Annotated in this window: 16 protein-coding genes; 12 read left to right on the top strand and 4 right to left on the bottom strand. The window is 67.7% G+C overall.

Translation table 11 applies throughout. From position 1 onward, the window contains the following. Positions 1-12 precede the first annotated feature (12 nt). From murD to RMP06_RS18180, 12 genes are all read left to right on the top strand, one after another. The gene (gene murD, locus RMP06_RS18235) at positions 13-1,521 is read left to right on the top strand and encodes a UDP-N-acetylmuramoyl-L-alanine--D-glutamate ligase (protein WP_310463216.1); all 1,509 of its coding nucleotides are present in this window, start codon (positions 13-15) and stop codon (positions 1,519-1,521) included. Continuing rightward, a complete protein-coding gene (gene ftsW / locus RMP06_RS18230; protein ID WP_310463215.1) occupies positions 1,518-2,762 on the top strand; it encodes a putative lipid II flippase FtsW in 1,245 nt (414 codons plus the stop codon). Before murD ends, ftsW begins: the two co-directional genes overlap by 4 nt. A gap of 40 nt (positions 2,763-2,802) precedes the next feature. Beyond that, positions 2,803-3,909, top strand: coding sequence for an undecaprenyldiphospho-muramoylpentapeptide beta-N-acetylglucosaminyltransferase (gene murG / locus RMP06_RS18225; protein ID WP_310463237.1), 1,107 nt, complete (start codon positions 2,803-2,805; stop codon positions 3,907-3,909). Beyond that, entirely contained in the window at positions 3,906-5,315 is a 1,410-nt protein-coding gene (gene murC / locus RMP06_RS18220; RefSeq protein ID WP_310463214.1) for a UDP-N-acetylmuramate--L-alanine ligase, read from the top strand. The genes murG and murC overlap by 4 nt, the downstream gene beginning before the upstream one ends. Continuing rightward, entirely contained in the window at positions 5,315-6,301 is a 987-nt protein-coding gene (locus tag RMP06_RS18215; RefSeq protein ID WP_310463213.1) for a D-alanine--D-alanine ligase, read from the top strand. Before murC ends, RMP06_RS18215 begins: the two co-directional genes overlap by 1 nt. Before the next feature lie 9 nt (positions 6,302-6,310). Continuing rightward, a complete protein-coding gene (locus tag RMP06_RS18210) occupies positions 6,311-7,132 on the top strand; it encodes a cell division protein FtsQ/DivIB (RefSeq protein WP_310463212.1) in 822 nt (273 codons plus the stop codon). 22 nt (positions 7,133-7,154) lie between these two features. Continuing rightward, positions 7,155-8,384: a cell division protein FtsA gene (ftsA, locus tag RMP06_RS18205; RefSeq protein WP_310463211.1), complete on the top strand. Its 1,230-nt coding sequence runs from the start codon at positions 7,155-7,157 to the stop codon at positions 8,382-8,384. Between the two features lie 26 nt (positions 8,385-8,410). Continuing rightward, positions 8,411-9,619, top strand: a complete 1,209-nt coding sequence (gene ftsZ, locus RMP06_RS18200; protein WP_310463210.1) for a cell division protein FtsZ — start codon at positions 8,411-8,413, stop codon at positions 9,617-9,619. A gap of 83 nt (positions 9,620-9,702) precedes the next feature. Next, positions 9,703-10,638 carry a UDP-3-O-acyl-N-acetylglucosamine deacetylase gene (lpxC, locus tag RMP06_RS18195; protein WP_310463209.1) on the top strand — a complete coding sequence of 312 codons (936 nt, stop codon included), beginning with the start codon at positions 9,703-9,705 and terminating at the stop codon, positions 10,636-10,638. A gap of 19 nt (positions 10,639-10,657) precedes the next feature. Continuing rightward, positions 10,658-10,840 carry a hypothetical protein gene (locus tag RMP06_RS18190; RefSeq protein WP_310463208.1) on the top strand — a complete coding sequence of 61 codons (183 nt, stop codon included), beginning with the start codon at positions 10,658-10,660 and terminating at the stop codon, positions 10,838-10,840. A 165-nt stretch (positions 10,841-11,005) separates the two neighbouring features. After that, positions 11,006-11,647: a glutathione S-transferase family protein gene (locus RMP06_RS18185; protein ID WP_310463207.1), complete on the top strand. Its 642-nt coding sequence runs from the start codon at positions 11,006-11,008 to the stop codon at positions 11,645-11,647. Beyond that, entirely contained in the window at positions 11,644-13,686 is a 2,043-nt protein-coding gene (locus RMP06_RS18180; protein ID WP_310463206.1) for a putative bifunctional diguanylate cyclase/phosphodiesterase, read from the top strand. The genes RMP06_RS18185 and RMP06_RS18180 overlap by 4 nt, the downstream gene beginning before the upstream one ends. On the opposite strand, the gene ruvC is transcribed toward RMP06_RS18180, so the two are convergent. The 4 genes from ruvC to dusB are packed head-to-tail and all read right to left on the bottom strand — an operon-like array spanning position 13,680 to position 17,186. Continuing rightward, entirely contained in the window at positions 13,680-14,234 is a 555-nt protein-coding gene (ruvC, locus tag RMP06_RS18175) for a crossover junction endodeoxyribonuclease RuvC (protein ID WP_310463205.1), read from the bottom strand. The genes RMP06_RS18180 and ruvC overlap by 7 nt on opposite strands. A gap of 28 nt (positions 14,235-14,262) precedes the next feature. Then, positions 14,263-15,849, bottom strand: coding sequence for a bifunctional phosphoribosylaminoimidazolecarboxamide formyltransferase/IMP cyclohydrolase (gene purH / locus RMP06_RS18170; RefSeq protein WP_310463204.1), 1,587 nt, complete (start codon positions 15,847-15,849; stop codon positions 14,263-14,265). 39 nt (positions 15,850-15,888) lie between these two features. Next, complete coding sequence (locus RMP06_RS18165) at positions 15,889-16,140, bottom strand: helix-turn-helix domain-containing protein (protein WP_310463203.1); 252 nt, start codon at positions 16,138-16,140, stop codon at positions 15,889-15,891. Then, complete coding sequence (gene dusB, locus RMP06_RS18160) at positions 16,137-17,186, bottom strand: tRNA dihydrouridine synthase DusB (RefSeq protein WP_310463202.1); 1,050 nt, start codon at positions 17,184-17,186, stop codon at positions 16,137-16,139. The genes RMP06_RS18165 and dusB overlap by 4 nt, the downstream gene beginning before the upstream one ends. Between the last annotated feature and the right edge of the window lie 293 nt (positions 17,187-17,479).

Genomic DNA, 17,479 nt, shown 5'->3' with positions numbered 1-17,479 from the left:
ACGGAAACGACAATGAATGCACTGAAGGACTTGTCGCTGCTGATCCTGGGCCTGGGGGAGTCGGGACTGGCGATGGCGCGCTGGGCACGGCGTTGCGGCGCGGCGCGCATCGTGGTGGCCGACACGCGCGAGGCGCCGCCGAAGCTGGCGGAGCTCGCCGCCGAGGTGCCCGGAGCCGAGTTCCACGGCGGGCCGCTGTCGCTGTCCTTGCTCGACGGCGTGACGCTGGTGCTCAAGAGCCCCGGCCTGTCGCCGCTGGACCCGGCGCTCGCGCCGCTGCTGGACGCGGCGTGCGCGCGCGGCACGGCGGTGCAGGGCGAGCTGTCGCTGTTCGCGCTGGCGCTGAAGGATGTGCAGGTCGCGCAAGGCTACGCGCCCAAGGTCATCGCCATCAGCGGCACCAACGGCAAGACCACCACCACGTCACTGACTGCGCAACTGGCCGAACGCGCCGGACTGCGCGTGGCGATGGCGGGCAACATCGGCCCGACGCTGCTGGACACGCTGACCGCTGCGCTCGACGCGGCGGTGTTGCCCGACGTCTGGGTGCTGGAACTCTCCAGCTTCCAGCTGGACGGCGTCACCGGCTTCAACCCGACCGCCGCCACCGTCCTCAATGTGACGCAGGACCACCTCGACTGGCACGGCTCGATGGCTGCCTACGCCGAGGCCAAGGCGCGCATCTTCGGGCCGGACACGGTGCGGGTGCTCAACGCCGACGATGCGCAGGTCGAGGCCATGGCGGCACGCGACGCGTGCACCCATGTCGTCCGTTTTGGTCTGGATGCGCCGCGCCGCGTGGGCGACTGGGGCCTGGTGATCGACAACGGCATCGCCTGGCTTGTGCGCGCGCAGGCGGCGGACGATACGCCCGTGCGCGTGCGCCGTGGCGCCGTGGCGGTACCGGTCGAGACGACGCTGCAGCGGCTGATGCCGGCGGATGCGCTGCGCATCCGCGGTCGGCACAACGCCGCCAATGCGCTCGCGGCGCTGGCGCTGGCCACCGCCGTCGGCGTGCCGCTGGCGCCGATGCTGCATGGTCTGCGCGAATACCGCGGCGAGCCGCACCGCGTCGAATACATCAACACCATCGACGGCGTGGACGCCTACGACGACAGCAAGGGCACCAATGTCGGCGCTACCGTCGCCGCGTTGACCGGCCTCGGCGCGGACCGGGCGCCGGCAAAGCTGGTCGTCATCCTCGGTGGCGACGGCAAGGGCCAGGACTTCACGCCGCTGGTCGCGCCCGTCGAGCGCCATGCCCGCGCTGTCGCGCTGATCGGCCGTGACGCCGCGGCGATCGGCCGCGTGCTGCAGGACGTGGCCGTGCCGATGCAGACCTTCGCCACGCTCGAAGATGCGACCCGCTGGTGCTACACCCAGGCCCGCTCCGGCGACGCCGTGCTGCTCAGCCCTGCGTGCGCCAGCCTCGACATGTTCCGCAACTACGCCCACCGCGCCGAGGTCTTCATCGACACCGTGCAGGCGCTGGCCAATGACCATGGGGAACTGGGCGCATGAACGCGATCAGCCGACTCGGCGACTGGTGGGGCCGCCGCACGCGGGCCGATGTGCCGGTGCGCAACTGGACCGCAATTTCCTCCGGCACGCCCACGCGCTGGGTCGGTTTCGACGAGACGCTGGCCTGGGTCATCGCCGGGCTGCTCTCGCTCGGGCTGGTGATGGTGTATTCGGCCTCGATACAGCTCCCGGACAACCCGAAGTACGTCAACTACACGTCGAACTACTTCCTGATGCGCCACATCCTGTCCATCACGCTGGCCGTCGTGGCCGCGTGCGCGACACTGGCCATTCCCATGCGCAGCTGGGAAAAGATGGCGCCATGGCTGTTCGTGGTGGCGCTGCTGCTGCTGGTCATGGTGCTGATTCCGGGCATCGGTCGCGTGGTGAACCGGTCGCGGCGCTGGATTCCGCTCGGGGTGATGAATTTCCAGCCGAGTGAACTCGCCAAGCTCGCCATGGCCATGTACGCCGCCAACTACATGGTGCGCAAGATGGACGTGAAGGAGAGCTTCAGCCGTGCCGTGCTGCCGATGGCGATCGCGCTCGGCGTGATCGGGCTGCTGCTGCTGGCCGAGCCGGACATGGGCGCCTTCATCGTCATCGCGCTGATCGCGGTGGGTATCCTGTTTCTGGGCGGGGTGAACGGCAAGGTGTTCACGATCATGATGGCCACGCTGCTGGGCGCGTTGTTGTCGATCATCTGGCTGTCGCCGATCCGCTGGGAGCGCATCAAGGCGTTCTGGAATCCGTGGGACGAAGCCAACGCGATGGGCAAGGCCTACCAGCTCACCCACTCGCTGATCGCCTTCGGGCGCGGCGAGGTGTTCGGTCAGGGGCTGGGCCAGTCGGTCGAGAAGCTGCACTACCTGCCCGAGGCCCACACCGACTTCCTGCTCGCCATCATCGGCGAGGAACTGGGCCTGATGGGCGTGCTGGCGGTGATCCTGGCGTTCTTCTGGATGGTGAGGCGCACCTTCATCATCGGGCGGCAGGCCATCGCGCTCGACCGCGTGTTTGCCGGGCTGACCACACAGGGCATCGGGCTGTGGATCGGCGGGCAGGCGTTCATCAACATGGGCGTGAACCTGGGGGTGCTGCCGACCAAGGGGCTGACGCTGCCGCTGCTGAGCTATGGCGGCTCGGCCATCATCCTGACCTGCATTGCCCTGGCGGTGGTGCTGCGCGTGGACATGGAAAACCGCCAGATCCTGCGCGGTGGAGGCAGCCGTGAACGCTGAGCCGCAGACCACGCCGCGCCGCGCCCACCATCTGGTGGTGATGGCCGCCGGCACGGGCGGCCACATCATGCCGGGGCTGGCCGTCGCGCGCGAGATGCAGGCGCGCGGCTGGCAGGTGAGCTGGCTGGGCACGTCGCACGGGATGGAAAACCGGTTGGTTCCGCCGTCGGGTCTGCCGATGGACACGATCGACTTCGCCGGTCTGCGTGGCAAGGGGAGGTTCGGCGCGCTGCGTGGCGGGGTGCAGTTGCTCAAGGCACTGTTCGCCTGCCGCAGCATCCTGAAGCGGCGCCAGGCCGACGCCGTGCTCGGCATGGGCGGGTATGTCTGCTTCCCCGGGGGTCTGATGGCGCGCTGGCTCGGGCTCCCGCTGGTGCTGGTCAACGCGGATGCGGAGCTGCTGCTGTCGAACCGCTCGCTGCTGAAGTTTGCCGACCGGGTGGCGTTCGGTTTCGACGGCGAGGCGGCACGCGCCGTGCCACAGGGCACCGTCACCGGCAACCCGGTGCGCACCGAGATCGAGGCCATCGCGCCGCCTGCCCAGCGGTTTGCCGGCCGCACCGGGCCGCTGCGTGTGCTGGTGGTCGGCGGCAGTCTGGGGGCGCAGGTGCTCAACGACACCGTCCCGCGTGCGCTGGCGCGGCTGTCTGCGGCCGAGCGGCCGGTGGTCACCCACCAGACCGGCCTGGCACACCACGAGAAGGTGCGCGCCGCCTATGCACAGGCCGGGCTGCTCGATCTGGCGCATGGCTCCACGGGCGTCGAGGTCGTGCCCTTCATCGACGACATGGGGCGTCGGCTCGCCGACTGTGATCTGATCGTCTGCCGGGCGGGCGCGGTGACGGTCAGCGAGCTGTGCGCGGCGGGCGTGCCGTCGGTGCTGGTGCCGCTGGTGGTGAGCACGACGGCGCACCAGCGCGACAATGCGCAGTGGATGGCGCAGCACGACGCCGGCCTCCACCTGCCGCAGACCGAGCTGACGCCGGAGCGGCTGGCCGATTTGCTGCGCCATCTCGACCGGCCCCGTCTGCTGCGGATGGCGGAGCGGGCGCGCGCACTGGCGTTGCCGCACGCCGCGCAGCGCGTGGCCGACGCGATCGAACAACTCACCCAGCTTCCCACCCGGACCTCCACCAAGCCTTCATGAAACACGCGGTCAAGCACATCCATTTCGTCGGCGTCGGTGGCGCCGGCATGAGCGGCATCGCCGAGATCCTGCACAACCTGGGCTATGTCGTCTCGGGATCTGACCAGTCCGATGGCGCGGTCACCCGCCGCCTGGCCGAACTCGGCATCCGCATCCACATCGGCCACGAAGCGGCGCACATCGCTGGCGCGCAGGCCGTGGTCACCTCGACCGCGGTCAAGGGCGACAACCCCGAAGTGATCGCGGCCCGCGCCCAGCGCATCCCGGTGGTGCCGCGCGCGGTGATGCTGGCCGAGCTGATGCGCCTGAAGCAGGGCATCGCCATCGCCGGCACGCACGGCAAGACCACCACCACCTCGCTCGTCACCAGCGTACTGGCCGAGGCCGGACTCGACCCCACGTTCGTCATCGGCGGCAAGCTGAACGCGGCGGGCGCGAACTCCGCACTCGGTTCAGGCGAGTACATCGTCGTGGAAGCCGACGAGTCGGACGCGTCTTTCCTCAACCTGCTGCCCGTGCTGGCCGTCGTCACCAACATCGACGCCGACCACATGGATACCTACGGCCACGACTTCGCTCGGCTGAAGGCGGCGTTCGTCGATTTCCTGCACAAGATGCCGTTCTATGGCGCGGCCGTGCTGTGCAGCGATGATCCCGGTGTGCGCTCGATCATGCCGATGATTTCCCGGCCAGTGGTCACCTACGGTCTCGGCGAGGACGCGCAGGTGCGCGCGGTGGACGTGCAGGCGCTGCCCGGCGGCCAGATGCGCTTCACCTGCCAGCGCCGCAACGGCGTGGCGCTGGCCGATCTGCACATCACGCTGAACCTGCCGGGCGAGCACAACGTGCGCAACGCGCTGGCCGCCATCGCCATCGCCACCGAGCTGGAGCTGCCGGATGCGCCGATCGCCACGGCGCTGGCGAAGTTCAGCGGGGTGGGGCGGCGCTTCCAGCACTGGGGTGACCACCCCGCCAAGGACGGCGGCCAGTTCACGCTGATCGACGACTACGGCCACCACCCGGTCGAGATGGCGGCGACGATCGCGGCGGCGCGGGGCGCGTTCCCGGGTCAGCGCCTCGTGCTGGCGTTCCAGCCGCACCGCTACACCCGCACCCGCGACTGCTTCGAGGACTTCGTCAAGGTGCTCGGCACTGCAGACGCCGTGCTGCTGACCGAGGTGTATTCGGCCGGAGAGTCGCCGATCGTCGCTGCCGACGGGCGGGCACTGGTGCGCGCACTGCGCGTGGCGGGCAAGGTCGATCCGCTGTTCGTGGACGACATCGCCGAGCTGCCCCAGACCATTGCCGAGCAGGCGCAGGGTGGTGATGTGGTGATCGTGATGGGCGCGGGCACGATCGGCGGCGTGCCGGCGCGGGTGGTGGAGCTGGTCGGAGGGCGGGCGTGATGAGCGGGACGGACGTGAACAAGCTGGGCAAGGTCGCCGTGTTGCTGGGCGGTACCTCGGCCGAGCGCGAGGTGTCGCTGATGAGCGGCACAGGCGTGCTGCAGGCGCTGCAATCGCTGGGCGTCGATGCGCATCCCTTCGATCCGGCCGAGCGTGGCCTGCACGAGTTGAAGGCGCAGGGCTTCGACCGCTGTTTCATCGCGCTGCACGGCCGCCACGGCGAGGACGGCTGCGTCCAGGGCGCGCTGGAGATGATGGGCATTCCGTACACCGGTTCGGGCGTGATGGCCTCGGCGATCGCGATGGACAAGGTCATGACCAAGCGGCTCTGGTTGGCCGAAGGGCTGCCGACGCCGCGCCACGTCTGGCTGGCCCCTGACCAGCAGGACGCCGCCACCATCGCCGCCCTGCCAGCGCAGCTTGGCCTGCCGCTGATCGTCAAGGCGCCGCGTGAAGGCTCCTCCATCGGCGTGACCAAGGTGAACGCCGCCGAGGACATCCATGCCGCCGTGGCCGAATCGCTGCGCTTCGACCCGGATGTGCTGGGTGAGGAGTTCATCCAGGGCGACGAGGTCACCTGCCCGGTGATGGGCGAGGGGGCCAGTGCCCGCGCGCTGCCGGTGATCCGCATCGTGCCCCCCGAGGCAGGCTACGACTACCAGAACAAGTACTTCACCGACGATGTGCGCTATCTGTGCCCAAGCGGGTTGCCCGAGGCCGAGGAGCACGAGATCCAGCGCATCGTGCTGGCCGCGTACCGCTCGCTCGGTTGCCGAGGCTGGGGCCGGGCCGATCTGATGATCCGCGCCAGCGACCGCCAGCCTTTCCTGCTGGAGATCAACACCTCGCCGGGCATGACCAGTCACTCGCTGGTGCCGATGTCGGCACGCGCGGCCGGTATCGACTATCCGCAACTGTGTCTGCGGGTGCTGGCTGCAGCACGCCTGGACAGCGCGCGGCTGCAGACGCAGCCGCAGCCGGCTTGACGGGACAGCATGCGCAGCTACTCCGCGACTTCCGCTACCCGCCCGACCGCCACGGCCGTGCCGATCGACGTCCGGTTGATGCGCTCCGGGGCCAATGTGCTGCTGGTGCTGGTGCTGCTGGCCGGGCTGGCCGTGCTGGTGACCCGGGTGGCGCGCTCACCGTGGTTCAACCTGCGCGAGATCCACGTCGAGGGCGAGGTGGCCCACAACACCGCCGAAACCGTGCGCAGGCATGTCACGCCGCTGCTGCAGGGCAGCTATCTGACGATGAACCTGGGTCAGGCCCGCACGGCGTTCGAGTCGGTTCCCTGGGTGCGTCGCGCTGAAGTGCGGCGGATCTGGCCGCACGACCTGGTCGTGCGCATCGAGGAACACCGTCCGGTGGCCTACTGGGCGCGCGAGGACACCGACCACCTGCTGGTGAATACGCACGGCGAGCTGTTCGAGGTGAACCTTGGCGATGTCGAGGACGACAACCTGCCCACGCTGGCTGGTCCGACCGGGACCTCGCTGCAGGTGATGACGATGTGGCTGGCGCTGGTACCGGTCCTCGCGCCACTGCGCCAGCGCGTCGACCGGGTGGTGCTGACCGACCGCGGTTCCTGGCGCGTGCACCTGGACCGCGACACGCTGCTGGAACTCGGGCGGGGCGAGTCCGACCAGATCGTCGCTCGCACCCAACGGTTTGTCCAATCCGTGGGACAGATCACCGCGCGCTTCGATCACCGGGCCATCGAGTACGCGGACCTGCGGCACAGTGAAAGTTATGCCCTGCGTCTGGTCGGCATGGGCACGACGCCGGTGGCCGTCCGCGCAGGCAAGGGTCATTGAAGGCGATATGCAAGGAACACGAATGGCCAAGGAATACAACGATCTGGTCGTCGGACTCGATATCGGCACCGCCAAGGTCATGGCCGTGGTGGCTGAGATCCTGCCAGACGGCGAGATGCGTCTTGCCGGGCTCGGTGTGGCGTCCTCGCACGGGCTCAAGCGGGGGGTCGTGGTCAACATCGACGCCACCGTGCAGTCGATCCAGCACGCCCTGAAAGAAGCCGAAATGATGGCCGATTGCAAGATCGGGCGCGTCTACACCGGCATTTCCGGGAGCCACGTCCGTGGCCGCAACTCCACTGGCATGGTCATTGTCCGGGACAAGGAAGTCGGAGCGATCGACGTGGCCCGCGTGGTCGAGACGGCCAAGGCGATCAATATCCCCAACGACCAGCGGCTTTTGCTGGTCGAGCCACAGGAATTTGTCATCGACGGCCAGGAAGTGCGCGAACCGGTGGGCATGAGCGGCGAGCGGCTGGAGGTGCGGGTGCATATCGTCACCGGCGCCTTCAGCGCCGCTGAAAACATCGTCAAGTGCGTGCGGCGCTGCGGGCTGGAGGTCGAGCAGCTGGTGCTGAATCCGAGTGCGTCGAGCCTGTCGGTATTGACCCCGGATGAAAAGGACCTCGGCGTCGTGCTTGTGGATATCGGGGCGGGCACCACCGATGTGGCGATATTCACGGACGGGGCAATCCGTCATACTGCAGTGATACCGATTGCCGGGGATCTGATCACCAGCGACATTGCGATGGCCCTGCGCACGCCGACCAAGGATGCTGAAGACGTCAAGATCGAGTTCGGCGTGGCCAAGCAGCTGCTGGCCGATCCATCCGAGCAGCTGGAGGTGCCCGGTCTGGGGGACCGGGTGCCTCGGGTGCTGAGCCGGCAGGCCTTGGCCGGCGTGATCGAACCGCGGGTAGAAGAGATTTTTTCGCTGGTTCAGCAAGTGATTCGGGACAGTGGCTACGAGGAGCTGCTGTCTTCTGGCATTGTGCTGACCGGTGGTTCGGCAGTGATGCCGGGAATGATCGAATTGGCGGAAGACATATTCCTCAAACCCGTGCGCATGGGGATTCCGACGTACAGCGGAGCCCTACATGACATGGTGGCCAGCCCCCGCGCCTCGACGGCGATGGGCTTGCTGGAGGAAGCGCGCCTGGCGCGCATGCGGGGATTGAGGTCGAATCCATCCGGCGGCACGGCGCAGGGTTTGTTCGGCAAGGCACGGGATTGGTTCTTGAAGAGTTTCTGATGTAATTCAGATCCAAGGAGAGCGGCATGGGAATCGAGATGATTGAAGAGTTCAACCAGGGCACGCAGATCAAGGTGATCGGCGTGGGCGGCGGCGGCGGCAATGCGGTCGATCACATGATCAACCTTGGGGTGCAAGGGGTGGAGTTCATCTGCGCCAACACGGATGCCCAGGCCCTGAATCGCTCCAAGGCACACACTTTGTTGCAATTGGGGCACACTGGTTTGGGGGCTGGTTCGCGTCCCGAAGCTGGAAAAGCCTCCGCCGAAGAGGCGGTGGACCGCATCAAGTCGTCGCTCGAAGGCGCGCACATGGTGTTCATCACCGCCGGCATGGGTGGCGGCACCGGCACCGGCGCGGCTCCGGTCATCGCCCGCCTCGCCAAGGACATGGGCATCCTGACGGTCGGCGTCGTCACCAAGCCGTTTGACTTCGAAGGCCCGCGCCGCACGAAGCAGGCCGATGTCGGTCTGAACGAACTCGAAGCCAACGTCGATTCGCTGATCGTCGTGCTCAACGAGAAGCTGCTCGAAGTGCTGGGCGACGACGTGACGCAGGAAGAGGCGTTTGCCGAAGCCAACGACGTGCTGCGCAACGCGGTCGGCGGCATCAGCGACATCATCCACATCCCCGGCCTCGTCAACGTGGACTTCGAGGACGTGAAGACCGTGATGAGCGAACCCGGCAAGGCCATGATGGGCACGGCCACCGCCAGCGGTCCGGACCGCGCCACCAAGGCGGCCGAAGCCGCGGTGGCCTGCCCACTGCTGGAAGGCGTCGACCTGTCTGGCGCGCGTGGCGTGCTGGTGCTGATCGCGGCGAGCAAGCAGAACTTCAAGCTCGCCGAAAGCCGCAACGCGATGACCACCATCCGCCGCTACGCCGCCGACGAAGCCCACGTCATCTACGGCACCGCCTACGACGAGAGCCTGGGCGACGCCCTGCGCGTGACGGTGATCGCCACCGGCCTGGCCTCGGCCGGCAAGCAGCAACAGCAGCAGGTCCCGCAGCAGCGCGTGGCGCCGATGCAGGTCGTGCAGCCCTCGATGGGCCAGCGCACCGGCACCGACAACATCCCCGTGCTGACGCACCCGCTCATCGCGCCGAGCCACGCCAATGCGCCGAGCGTGTGGCGGCCCAACCGCACCCAGGCCTCTGCCAAGGTCGATGCGCTGGCTGCCAACGGCATGGACGAGATCGAGATCCCGGCTTTCCTGCGCAAGCAGGCCGACTGATCCGCGTTCGCCCGCTGCTGCCGCTCCCGTCTCGGCCCGGTGTCCTTCAGGACACCGGGCTTTTCGCTGCCTAAAATGCGTCCATGCTGCAACAACGTACCCTTCAGTCGCTGACCCGTGCCGTCGGAGTCGGTCTGCACAGCGGCCAGAAGGTCGAATTGACGTTGCGGCCCGCGGCGCCGGACACCGGGCTGGTCTTTCGCCGCATCGACCTGCCGCACCCGGTGGACATCCCCGTGACACCCGGGTCGGTCTGCGACACCCGCATGGCCACGACCATCTCACCGGGTGGTGATCCGGGCGCCCCCAAGGTCCAGACCATCGAGCACCTGCTGTCTGCCATCGCCGGTCTGGGCATCGACAACCTCTACATCGACATCACGGCCGACGAGGTACCCATCCTCGATGGCTCGGCGGCCAGCTTCGTGTTTCTGCTGCAAAGTGCCGGCATCGCGCTGCAGGACGCGCCGAAGAAGTTCCTGCGTGTCAAGAAGGCAGTCGAGATCCGCGAAGGCGAAGGCCGCACGCTGAAGTGGGCCCGGCTTGCACCGCACCACGGCTACCGCCTCGGCTTCGAGATCGAGTTCGACCACCCGGCGGTGGATGCCACCGGCCAGCGCGTTGTCTTCGATTTCGCCACGGGTCGCTACAAGCAGGACATTGCCCGCGCCCGCACCTTCGGCTTCACGAAGGACGTGGAGATGATGCGTTCGCGTGGCCTGAGCCTGGGTGGAAGCATGGACAACGCCATCGTCATCGACGACTACCGCGTGCTGAATGCAGACGGCTTGCGCTACGACGACGAGTTCGTGAAGCACAAGATCCTCGACGCGATCGGCGATCTGCACGTCTGCGGCAAACCGCTGCTGGCGGACTACACCGCCTTCAAGAGTGGCCACGCGCTCAACAACAAGCTGCTGCGCAAACTGTTGGCCGACGAGACGGCCTGGGAGATCGTGACCTTCCCGGACGAGACGCTCGCGCCCCAGGGCATGGCCGAACTCGCTCCCGCGTGGTGAGCCGGGAGACGCGGCGATGATGGTCTTCCGTGTCCTGGTCTTTTTCCTGCTGGTGGCAGGGCTGCTCAGCTTCGGGCTTTACCTCGCGACGGGGCAGGTCATCTGGCGTCGCCGGGCGATCGCCGTCATCCGCTGGACAGTGATCGCAGGGCTGGCGTTCTTCGCGGTGCTGTTGCTGGAACGGCTGGCCCTCGTCCTGTAGTGGTGCGGTGTGCGTGTGCCAGTTGGCGCCACCGTGCTCAACTTCCTTCTGTCCCATCCGACAACACCTGAGAATGGTGTTCCGGCCTGTGGACTGATCTGCACGCTGGGGCGGTTTGCGGGAACGGGCACGCTGATCTCGCCCGGAGAGCAGGAAGTCTTCGACATGGGCGACGCGCACACCCTCTACATCACCGCGGGCTCCGGCAACAGCTTCAAGCCGATGCTGGTGCTGCGACAGCGGGGCGATGCCGGCCCCGGCGAGAAAGTCCGCATCCGGTCGGTGGATGTCCTGGCCGGCGAGAGCCGCGGCGCAGCATTCCTGCGTGTCAATCCACGTGGGCAAGTGCCGTTTCTGGTGACCGCCGATGGCCAGCGCCTGGGCGAATCCAATGCCATCGCCTGGTTCCTGAGTGAAGGCACGGCCCTGATGCCGACCGATCCTTTCCACCGGGCGCAGGCGCTGCAGTGGATGATTTTCGAGCAGACCGCGCTGGAGCCGAACATTTCGCCCGCGCGCTTCTTCTCGCACATCGTGCCGCAGCGCGCCGCCGAACACGCCCAAGACTTCTCGCGCTGGCACAGCGACGGCTGTGCCGGCCTGGCCGTGCTGGATGCGCACTTGCGCCAGCACGCCTTCCTCTGTGGCCATGGCTACTCGGTCGCCGACATCGCCGTCTACGGCTACACCCACCTGGCGGGAGAGGGTGGATTCGATCTGGGCGACTGGCCGGCGATCGGGGCCTGGGTTGTGCGGGTGCAGGCGCAGCCGGACTACCTGGGTGTAGAACAACTCCTGTCGGCATGAGCCCGCACGCGGTGGTCGACCGGCCTGTTGCGGCGGAGAGGGGGTTTCCCTCAGAGGCGCCGATGCTGGAGGCGCTCCATCAGCCAATCTGGATCTTCGACATCGACCACAGCCGCGTCCGCTGGGCCAACAGCGCCGCGCTGCAGCTCTGGCAGGCCGGGTCGCTGGCCGAACTGCGCCTGCGCGACATGGGGGAGGACATGTCCGACAGCGTCGCCTGCCGCCTGCGCCAGTACCAGCAGGATTTCGAGTGCGGCGATGCCCGCTTCTCCGAGCAGTGGACGCTCTATCCCGGCGGGCGGCCCGCGACGATGTGGGTCGGCTTCAGTGGCGTACGCCTGCCGGACGGCCGGATGGCCATGCTCTGCGAAGCCCGACCGCAGGAGGCCATGCCGCCCGACTCGCTGCGCAGCGTCGAGGCGCTGCTGCACACCGAAGTCATGACCACGCTCTACAGCCGCGGTGGCCGTGCGCTCTACCGCAACCCGGCGGCGCGGGCCAGCGTGGCCGAAGGCAGCGAGTCTCTGCGGCAGCGCCTCGTCGAGCGCAGCGACCTCCGCGCGCTGGTGCGTGCGCTGGTTGAACGCGGCCACTGCAAGCGCATTGCCCGCGTCGTGACCGCCACAGGGACGCGCTGGCACGATCTCTCGGCCCGGCTGTGCCGGGACGCCGCCACGGGGCGTCAGGCCCTGCTGGTCACCGAGATCGACATCAGCGATCTCAAGCAGGCGCAGGCGCAGGCGCAGTACCTTGCCGATCACGACCTGCTGACGGGCTTGCCTAACCGCAACCACGTCATCAAGGCCTACCCGCAGGCGCTGGAAGACTGCCGGCGCAGGGGCTTGCAGGCGGCACTGATCTTCATCGACCTTGACCACTTCAAACGCGTCAATGACTCGCTCGGCCACGGCGTCGGCGACGAGCTGCTCATGCACCTGGCCCTGCGCTTGCGCGCCGTGCTCGGGCCACAGGACCGGGTGGCACGGTTGGGGGGCGATGAATTTCTGCTCCTGGTGCCGCACGCAGATGCGGCGGCGGTGGCCTCCCGGCGCGTGCAGGAGCTGGTGGCACTCATTGCGCAGCCGGTGCAGATTTCACAGACGGAGTTGCGCGTCACCCCTTCCGTCGGCGTGAGCCTGTTCCCGCAGGACGGCACCGACATCGACACCCTGATGCGCCACGCCGACCTGGCCATGTACAGCGCCAAGGCGGCCGGGCGCAACGGCATGGCCTGGTTCCAGCCGGCCATGAATGCGGCGGCACAGTCGCGGCTCGACCTGGAGGTGGAGCTGCGCCGTGCGCTGGCGCATGGCGATATCCGGGTGTACTTCCAGCCGCGCATCCACGTCGAGACCGGGCAGGTCATGGGCGCCGAGGCGCTGGTTCGCTGGCTCCACCCGCAGCGCGGCATGATTCCGCCGGACGTTTTCATCCCGGTCTGCGAGGACTGTGGCCTGATCTGCGAGCTGGGTGCGATGGTGCTGGAAGTCTCGGCACGGCAGCAGGTGTACTGGGCGCAGCAAGGCCGGGTGCTGAAAATTTCCGTCAATCTCTCGCCGCGCCAGTTCTTCTACAGCGCGTTGCTTCAGGACGTGCGTGACATCCTCGACCGCACCGGCTGTGACCCGCGTGCGCTCGAACTGGAAATCACCGAGTCGGTGCTGCTGGGCCACGACGGGCGCACTGTTGCCACGCTGGAGGCGCTGAGTGCACTCGGGCTGGGCATCGCGATCGACGACTTTGGCACCGGCTATTCCAACCTGGCCTACCTGCACCGCTATCCCGTCGATACGCTCAAGATCGACCGCTCGTTCATCCGCGCGCTGGACACCTTGCCCGCGCTCACCGAGATGATCGTGACCATGTGCCAGGTGCTGAAGGTCCACATGGTGGCCGAAGGGGTCGAGACCGCCGAGCAGCTTGCATGGCTGCGTGCGCGGGGCGTGCATGAATACCAGGGCTTCCTGTTCAGCCCGGCTGTGCCGCCAGAGGTGTTCGAGCGCCTGGACCTGGACGGCCCAATGGCGCCGTCTCAGTAGCTGCGTCCGCCCCGGTACTGGGCGTGGGCCTTGCGGTTGAGCGTGCCGCCCTGGGCCAATGCAGCGAACGAACTGCCCGCATGCGCGTGCGTGATCGCCAGCCCGAGCGCGTCGGCGGCGTCCTTGCCCGGCAGTACCGGCAGTTGCAGCAGGCGCTGCACCATCGCCTGCACCTGCTCCTTGCTGGCATGGCCGTGGCCGACGATGGCCTTCTTCATCTGCAGCGCGGTGTACTCGCACACGCTGAGCGTGCTGCTGGAGGACACCAGCGCCGCCAGTGCTGCACCCCGCGCCTGCCCGAGCAAGAGCGTGCTCTGGGGGTTGACGTTGACGAAGACGATCTCGACCGAGGCCGTGTCCGGCTGGTAGGTCGAGACCACCTCGCGCACGCCCTCGAAGATGATGCGGATGCGCTGCGGCAGGTCGCCGCGGGGCGCTTCGGCCGTCTTGATCGTGCCGCTGGCGACGTAGCTCAGGCGCGGGCCATCCGCGTCGATGACGCCGAAGCCGGTGACCTGCAGGCCCGGGTCGATACCGAGGATGCGCATCCGGGCCTTGTCCTGGTCGCGTGGCCGGTCAGTGGCGGAAGTGCCGCGTGCCGGTGAGCACCATCACGATGCCACGCTCGTCGGCGGCGGCGATGACCTCGGCATCGCGCATCGAGCCGCCCGGCTGGATGACACAGGTCGCGCCAGCGTCCACCACGACATCCAGCCCGTCACGGAATGGGAAAAACGCATCGCTCGCCACGGCGGTGCCCTGGAGCGTCAGACCGGCGTGGCCCGCCTTGATGCTGGCGATGCGCGCCGAGTCGAGGCGGCTCATCTGGCCGGCGCCGACGCCCATCGTCATGCCGTCCTTGCAGAACACGATGGCGTTGCTCTTGACGAAACGCGCCACGGTCCAGGCGAAGCGCAGATCGTTCATCTGCTGCGCGCTCGGCTGCAGCTTGGTGACGACCTTGACCTCACCGCCCGCGATGTCCACGTTGTCCGCCGACTGCAGCAGCATGCCGCCGCCGACGCGCTTGAAGTCCAGCGCGTTCGTGACCTTGGCGACCGGCACCTCCAGCAGGCGCACATTGGTCTTGCTGGCGTAGGCGGCGCGGGCTTCGGCCGTGAAGGCCGGGGCGATGGCGACTTCGACGAACTGCTTGTTGGCGTTGATCTCGTTCACCACGTCGGCGTCCACCGGGCAGTTGAAGGCCATGATCCCGCCGAACGCGCTGGTCGGGTCGGTCTTCAGCGCCTTCTGGTACGCCTCCAGCGGTGTTGCACCGACGGCCACGCCGCACGGATTCGCGTGCTTGACGATCACGCAGGCCGGCACGTCGAACGCCTTCACGCATTCCCAGGCAGCGTCGGCGTCGGCGATGTTGTTGAAGCTCAGCTCCTTGCCCTGGATCTGCTGCCAGCCCGACAGCAGCCCGGCGGCCGGTGCGGCTTCGCGGTAGAACGCGGCCGACTGGTGCGGGTTCTCGCCGTAGCGCATGCCCTGCACCTTGTGGAGCTGCAGGTTGAAGACGGCGGGGTATGCCTCGCGGGCGGGCACGGCTTCGGTCGTCTCTTCCGAGCCGTCCTCCAGCGCGGTCAGGTAGTTGCTGATCATCCCGTCGTAGGCGGCGGTGTGCGAGAACACCTTCTTGGCCAGCATGAACTTGGTGCCGCGCGTCAGGCTTGTGCCCTTTGACGCGGTCAGCTCGGCCAGCACCTGCGGGTAGTCGCTCGGGTCGATCACGACGCCCACGTCCTGCCAGTTCTTGGCCGCCGCCCGCAGCATCGCCGGGCCGCCGATGTCGATGTTCTCGATCGCGTCCTCCAGCGTGCAGTCGGCTCGTGCCGTGGCCTGCGCGAAGGGGTACAGGTTGATGATCAGCAGATCGATCGTGTCGATGCCGTGTTCCTTCAGCGCAGCCATGTGCGCCGGCACGTCGCGGCGGGCGAGCAGACCGCCGTGGACCCGCGGGTGCAGCGTCTTCACGCGGCCGTCGAGCATCTCGGGGAAGCCGGTGATCTCGCTGACTTCGGTGACGGGCAGGCCCGATTCGGCCAGCAGCCTGGCGGTGCCGCCGGTCGAGAGCAGCTTGATGCCGTGGGCGTGCAGCGAGCGGGCGAACGCGACGATGCCGGTCTTGTCGGAAACGGAAAGGAGGGCGGTGGTCATGGGTGGATTCGGACGGTTTTGTGGATCTTTTATGGAGCGTCAGTCGATCAGCTTGTGTTCGACGAGCTTGCGGCGCAGCGTGTTGCGGTTGATGCCCAGCCACTCGGCGGCGCGGCTCTGGTTGCCCTCGGCCTGCGACATCACCACGTCCAGCAGCGGACGCTCCACCGCCTTGACGACCATGTCGTAGAGCGCGTGCGGCTCCGTGCCTTCGAGGTCGCGGAAATAGACGGCCAGGATCTCGCGGATCGACAGGTCGATGGGACTGTGTTCGGAGGGGCTGGTGCTCATGCGGCCTGTGCTTCTGCGTCTGCGGTGTCGTCGTTCATGGGGGCAGCGGCCTGGGGCCACGACGGATGGTCGTCGGCCAGCGCGCCCAGAAAATCCTGCACGGCCAGCGCCTGCGCGGCCGTGCGCTCGATCAGGTTCATGCGCTGGCGGAAGTCGCGTCCGCCGGGCAGGTCGTGCACCGCCCAGCCGATGTGCTTGCGCGCGGTGCGGACCCCCGCGCGTTCGCCATAGAGGCTGTAGTGGTCGTGCAGATGCTCGATCAGCCAGTCACGCACCAACAGCGTCGGCGGCGCGGCGGCGATCTCGCCGGTGTCGAGGAAGTGCGCGATCTCGCGGAAGATCCACGGCCGCCCCTGCGCGGCGCGGCCGATCATCAGCGCATCCGCGCCGGTGGCTGCGAGCACGGCGCGTGCCTTCTGCGGGCTGGTGATGTCGCCGTTCGCGCACACGGGGATGCGCAGCGCGGCCTTCACCGCGGCGATCGTGGCGTACTCGGCGTCGCCCTTGTAGCCTTGCTCGCGGGTACGGCCATGCACGGTGACCATCGCCACGCCACGCGCCTCGGCGCCCAGGGCGATCGCCATCGCGTTCTTCTGTTCGTTGCACCAGCCGGTGCGCATCTTCAGCGTGACTGGCACGCCGTGGGGTGCGGCGGCCTCGACCACAGCGGCGACGATGTCCAGCGCCAGCGTCTCGTCCTGCATCAGCGCCGAGCCCGCCCACTTGTTGCAGACCTTCTTGGCCGGGCAGCCCATGTTGATGTCGATGATCTGCGCGCCGCGGTCGATGTTGTAGCGGGTGGCCTCGGCCATCATCTCGCCATCGGTGCCGGCGATCTGCACGGCGATCGGCTCGACCTCCCCGTCGTGGTTCAGGCGGCGCGAGGTCTTCAGGCTGTCGCGCAGATCAGCGCGCGAGGTCACCATTTCGCTCACGGCATAGCCCGCGCCCAGTCGCTTGCACAACTGGCGGAAGGGCCGGTCGGTCACGCCGGCCATGGGCGCGACGAACAGGCGATTCGGCAACGAGTGGGGGCCGATGCGCATGGAAGAGGAGGGCGGGGAGGGGGTGGGGAGGTGCTGAAAAAGGAGGCAGGAGTATAGCGGCGCGGTACATGGGCCACGGCAGCCGGGCAGACTCGGCCGATCGGCTGTCCCGGTGTATAAACACCGATGTATCCGCACACCGTGGACTGCAAGGTGTCCTGATCTAATGATTTCGCACACACCGATAGGTGGAAATCACCTGGGCAACGAACGTGACGAACACGAAACGAAGAGTCTTTGACGCGAGCTTCAAGCTGCAGGTCGTGCAGATGATCCGGTCGCAGGGCCTGGGC

Source organism: Sphaerotilus sp., assembly GCF_031429695.1.
Lineage (GTDB): Bacteria > Pseudomonadota > Gammaproteobacteria > Burkholderiales > Burkholderiaceae_C > Sphaerotilus.
Note: the sequence above shows the minus strand (reverse complement) of the source record. Positions and strands in the feature narration are given on the sequence as shown.

What these genes read in the sequence shown, in the direction of transcription:
- murD (WP_310463216.1), top strand. Translation starts at nt 13, where the DNA reads ATGAATGCACTGAAGGACTTGTCGCTGCTGATCCTGGGCCTGGGGGAG.
- lpxC (WP_310463209.1), top strand. Translation starts at nt 9,703, where the DNA reads ATGCTGCAACAACGTACCCTTCAGTCGCTGACCCGTGCCGTCGGAGTC.
- murC (WP_310463214.1), top strand. Translation starts at nt 3,906, where the DNA reads ATGAAACACGCGGTCAAGCACATCCATTTCGTCGGCGTCGGTGGCGCC.
- dusB (WP_310463202.1), bottom strand. Translation starts at nt 17,186, where the DNA reads ATGCGCATCGGCCCCCACTCGTTGCCGAATCGCCTGTTCGTCGCGCCC.
- RMP06_RS18185 (WP_310463207.1), top strand. Translation starts at nt 11,006, where the DNA reads ATGGGCGACGCGCACACCCTCTACATCACCGCGGGCTCCGGCAACAGC.
- RMP06_RS18165 (WP_310463203.1), bottom strand. Translation starts at nt 16,140, where the DNA reads ATGAGCACCAGCCCCTCCGAACACAGTCCCATCGACCTGTCGATCCGC.
- RMP06_RS18210 (WP_310463212.1), top strand. Translation starts at nt 6,311, where the DNA reads ATGCGCAGCTACTCCGCGACTTCCGCTACCCGCCCGACCGCCACGGCC.
- RMP06_RS18190 (WP_310463208.1), top strand. Translation starts at nt 10,658, where the DNA reads ATGGTCTTCCGTGTCCTGGTCTTTTTCCTGCTGGTGGCAGGGCTGCTC.
- ruvC (WP_310463205.1), bottom strand. Translation starts at nt 14,234, where the DNA reads ATGCGCATCCTCGGTATCGACCCGGGCCTGCAGGTCACCGGCTTCGGC.
- ftsA (WP_310463211.1), top strand. Translation starts at nt 7,155, where the DNA reads ATGGCCAAGGAATACAACGATCTGGTCGTCGGACTCGATATCGGCACC.
- murG (WP_310463237.1), top strand. Translation starts at nt 2,803, where the DNA reads ATGGCCGCCGGCACGGGCGGCCACATCATGCCGGGGCTGGCCGTCGCG.
- ftsZ (WP_310463210.1), top strand. Translation starts at nt 8,411, where the DNA reads ATGGGAATCGAGATGATTGAAGAGTTCAACCAGGGCACGCAGATCAAG.
- ftsW (WP_310463215.1), top strand. Translation starts at nt 1,518, where the DNA reads ATGAACGCGATCAGCCGACTCGGCGACTGGTGGGGCCGCCGCACGCGG.
- RMP06_RS18215 (WP_310463213.1), top strand. Translation starts at nt 5,315, where the DNA reads ATGAGCGGGACGGACGTGAACAAGCTGGGCAAGGTCGCCGTGTTGCTG.
- purH (WP_310463204.1), bottom strand. Translation starts at nt 15,849, where the DNA reads ATGACCACCGCCCTCCTTTCCGTTTCCGACAAGACCGGCATCGTCGCG.
- RMP06_RS18180 (WP_310463206.1), top strand. Translation starts at nt 11,644, where the DNA reads ATGAGCCCGCACGCGGTGGTCGACCGGCCTGTTGCGGCGGAGAGGGGG.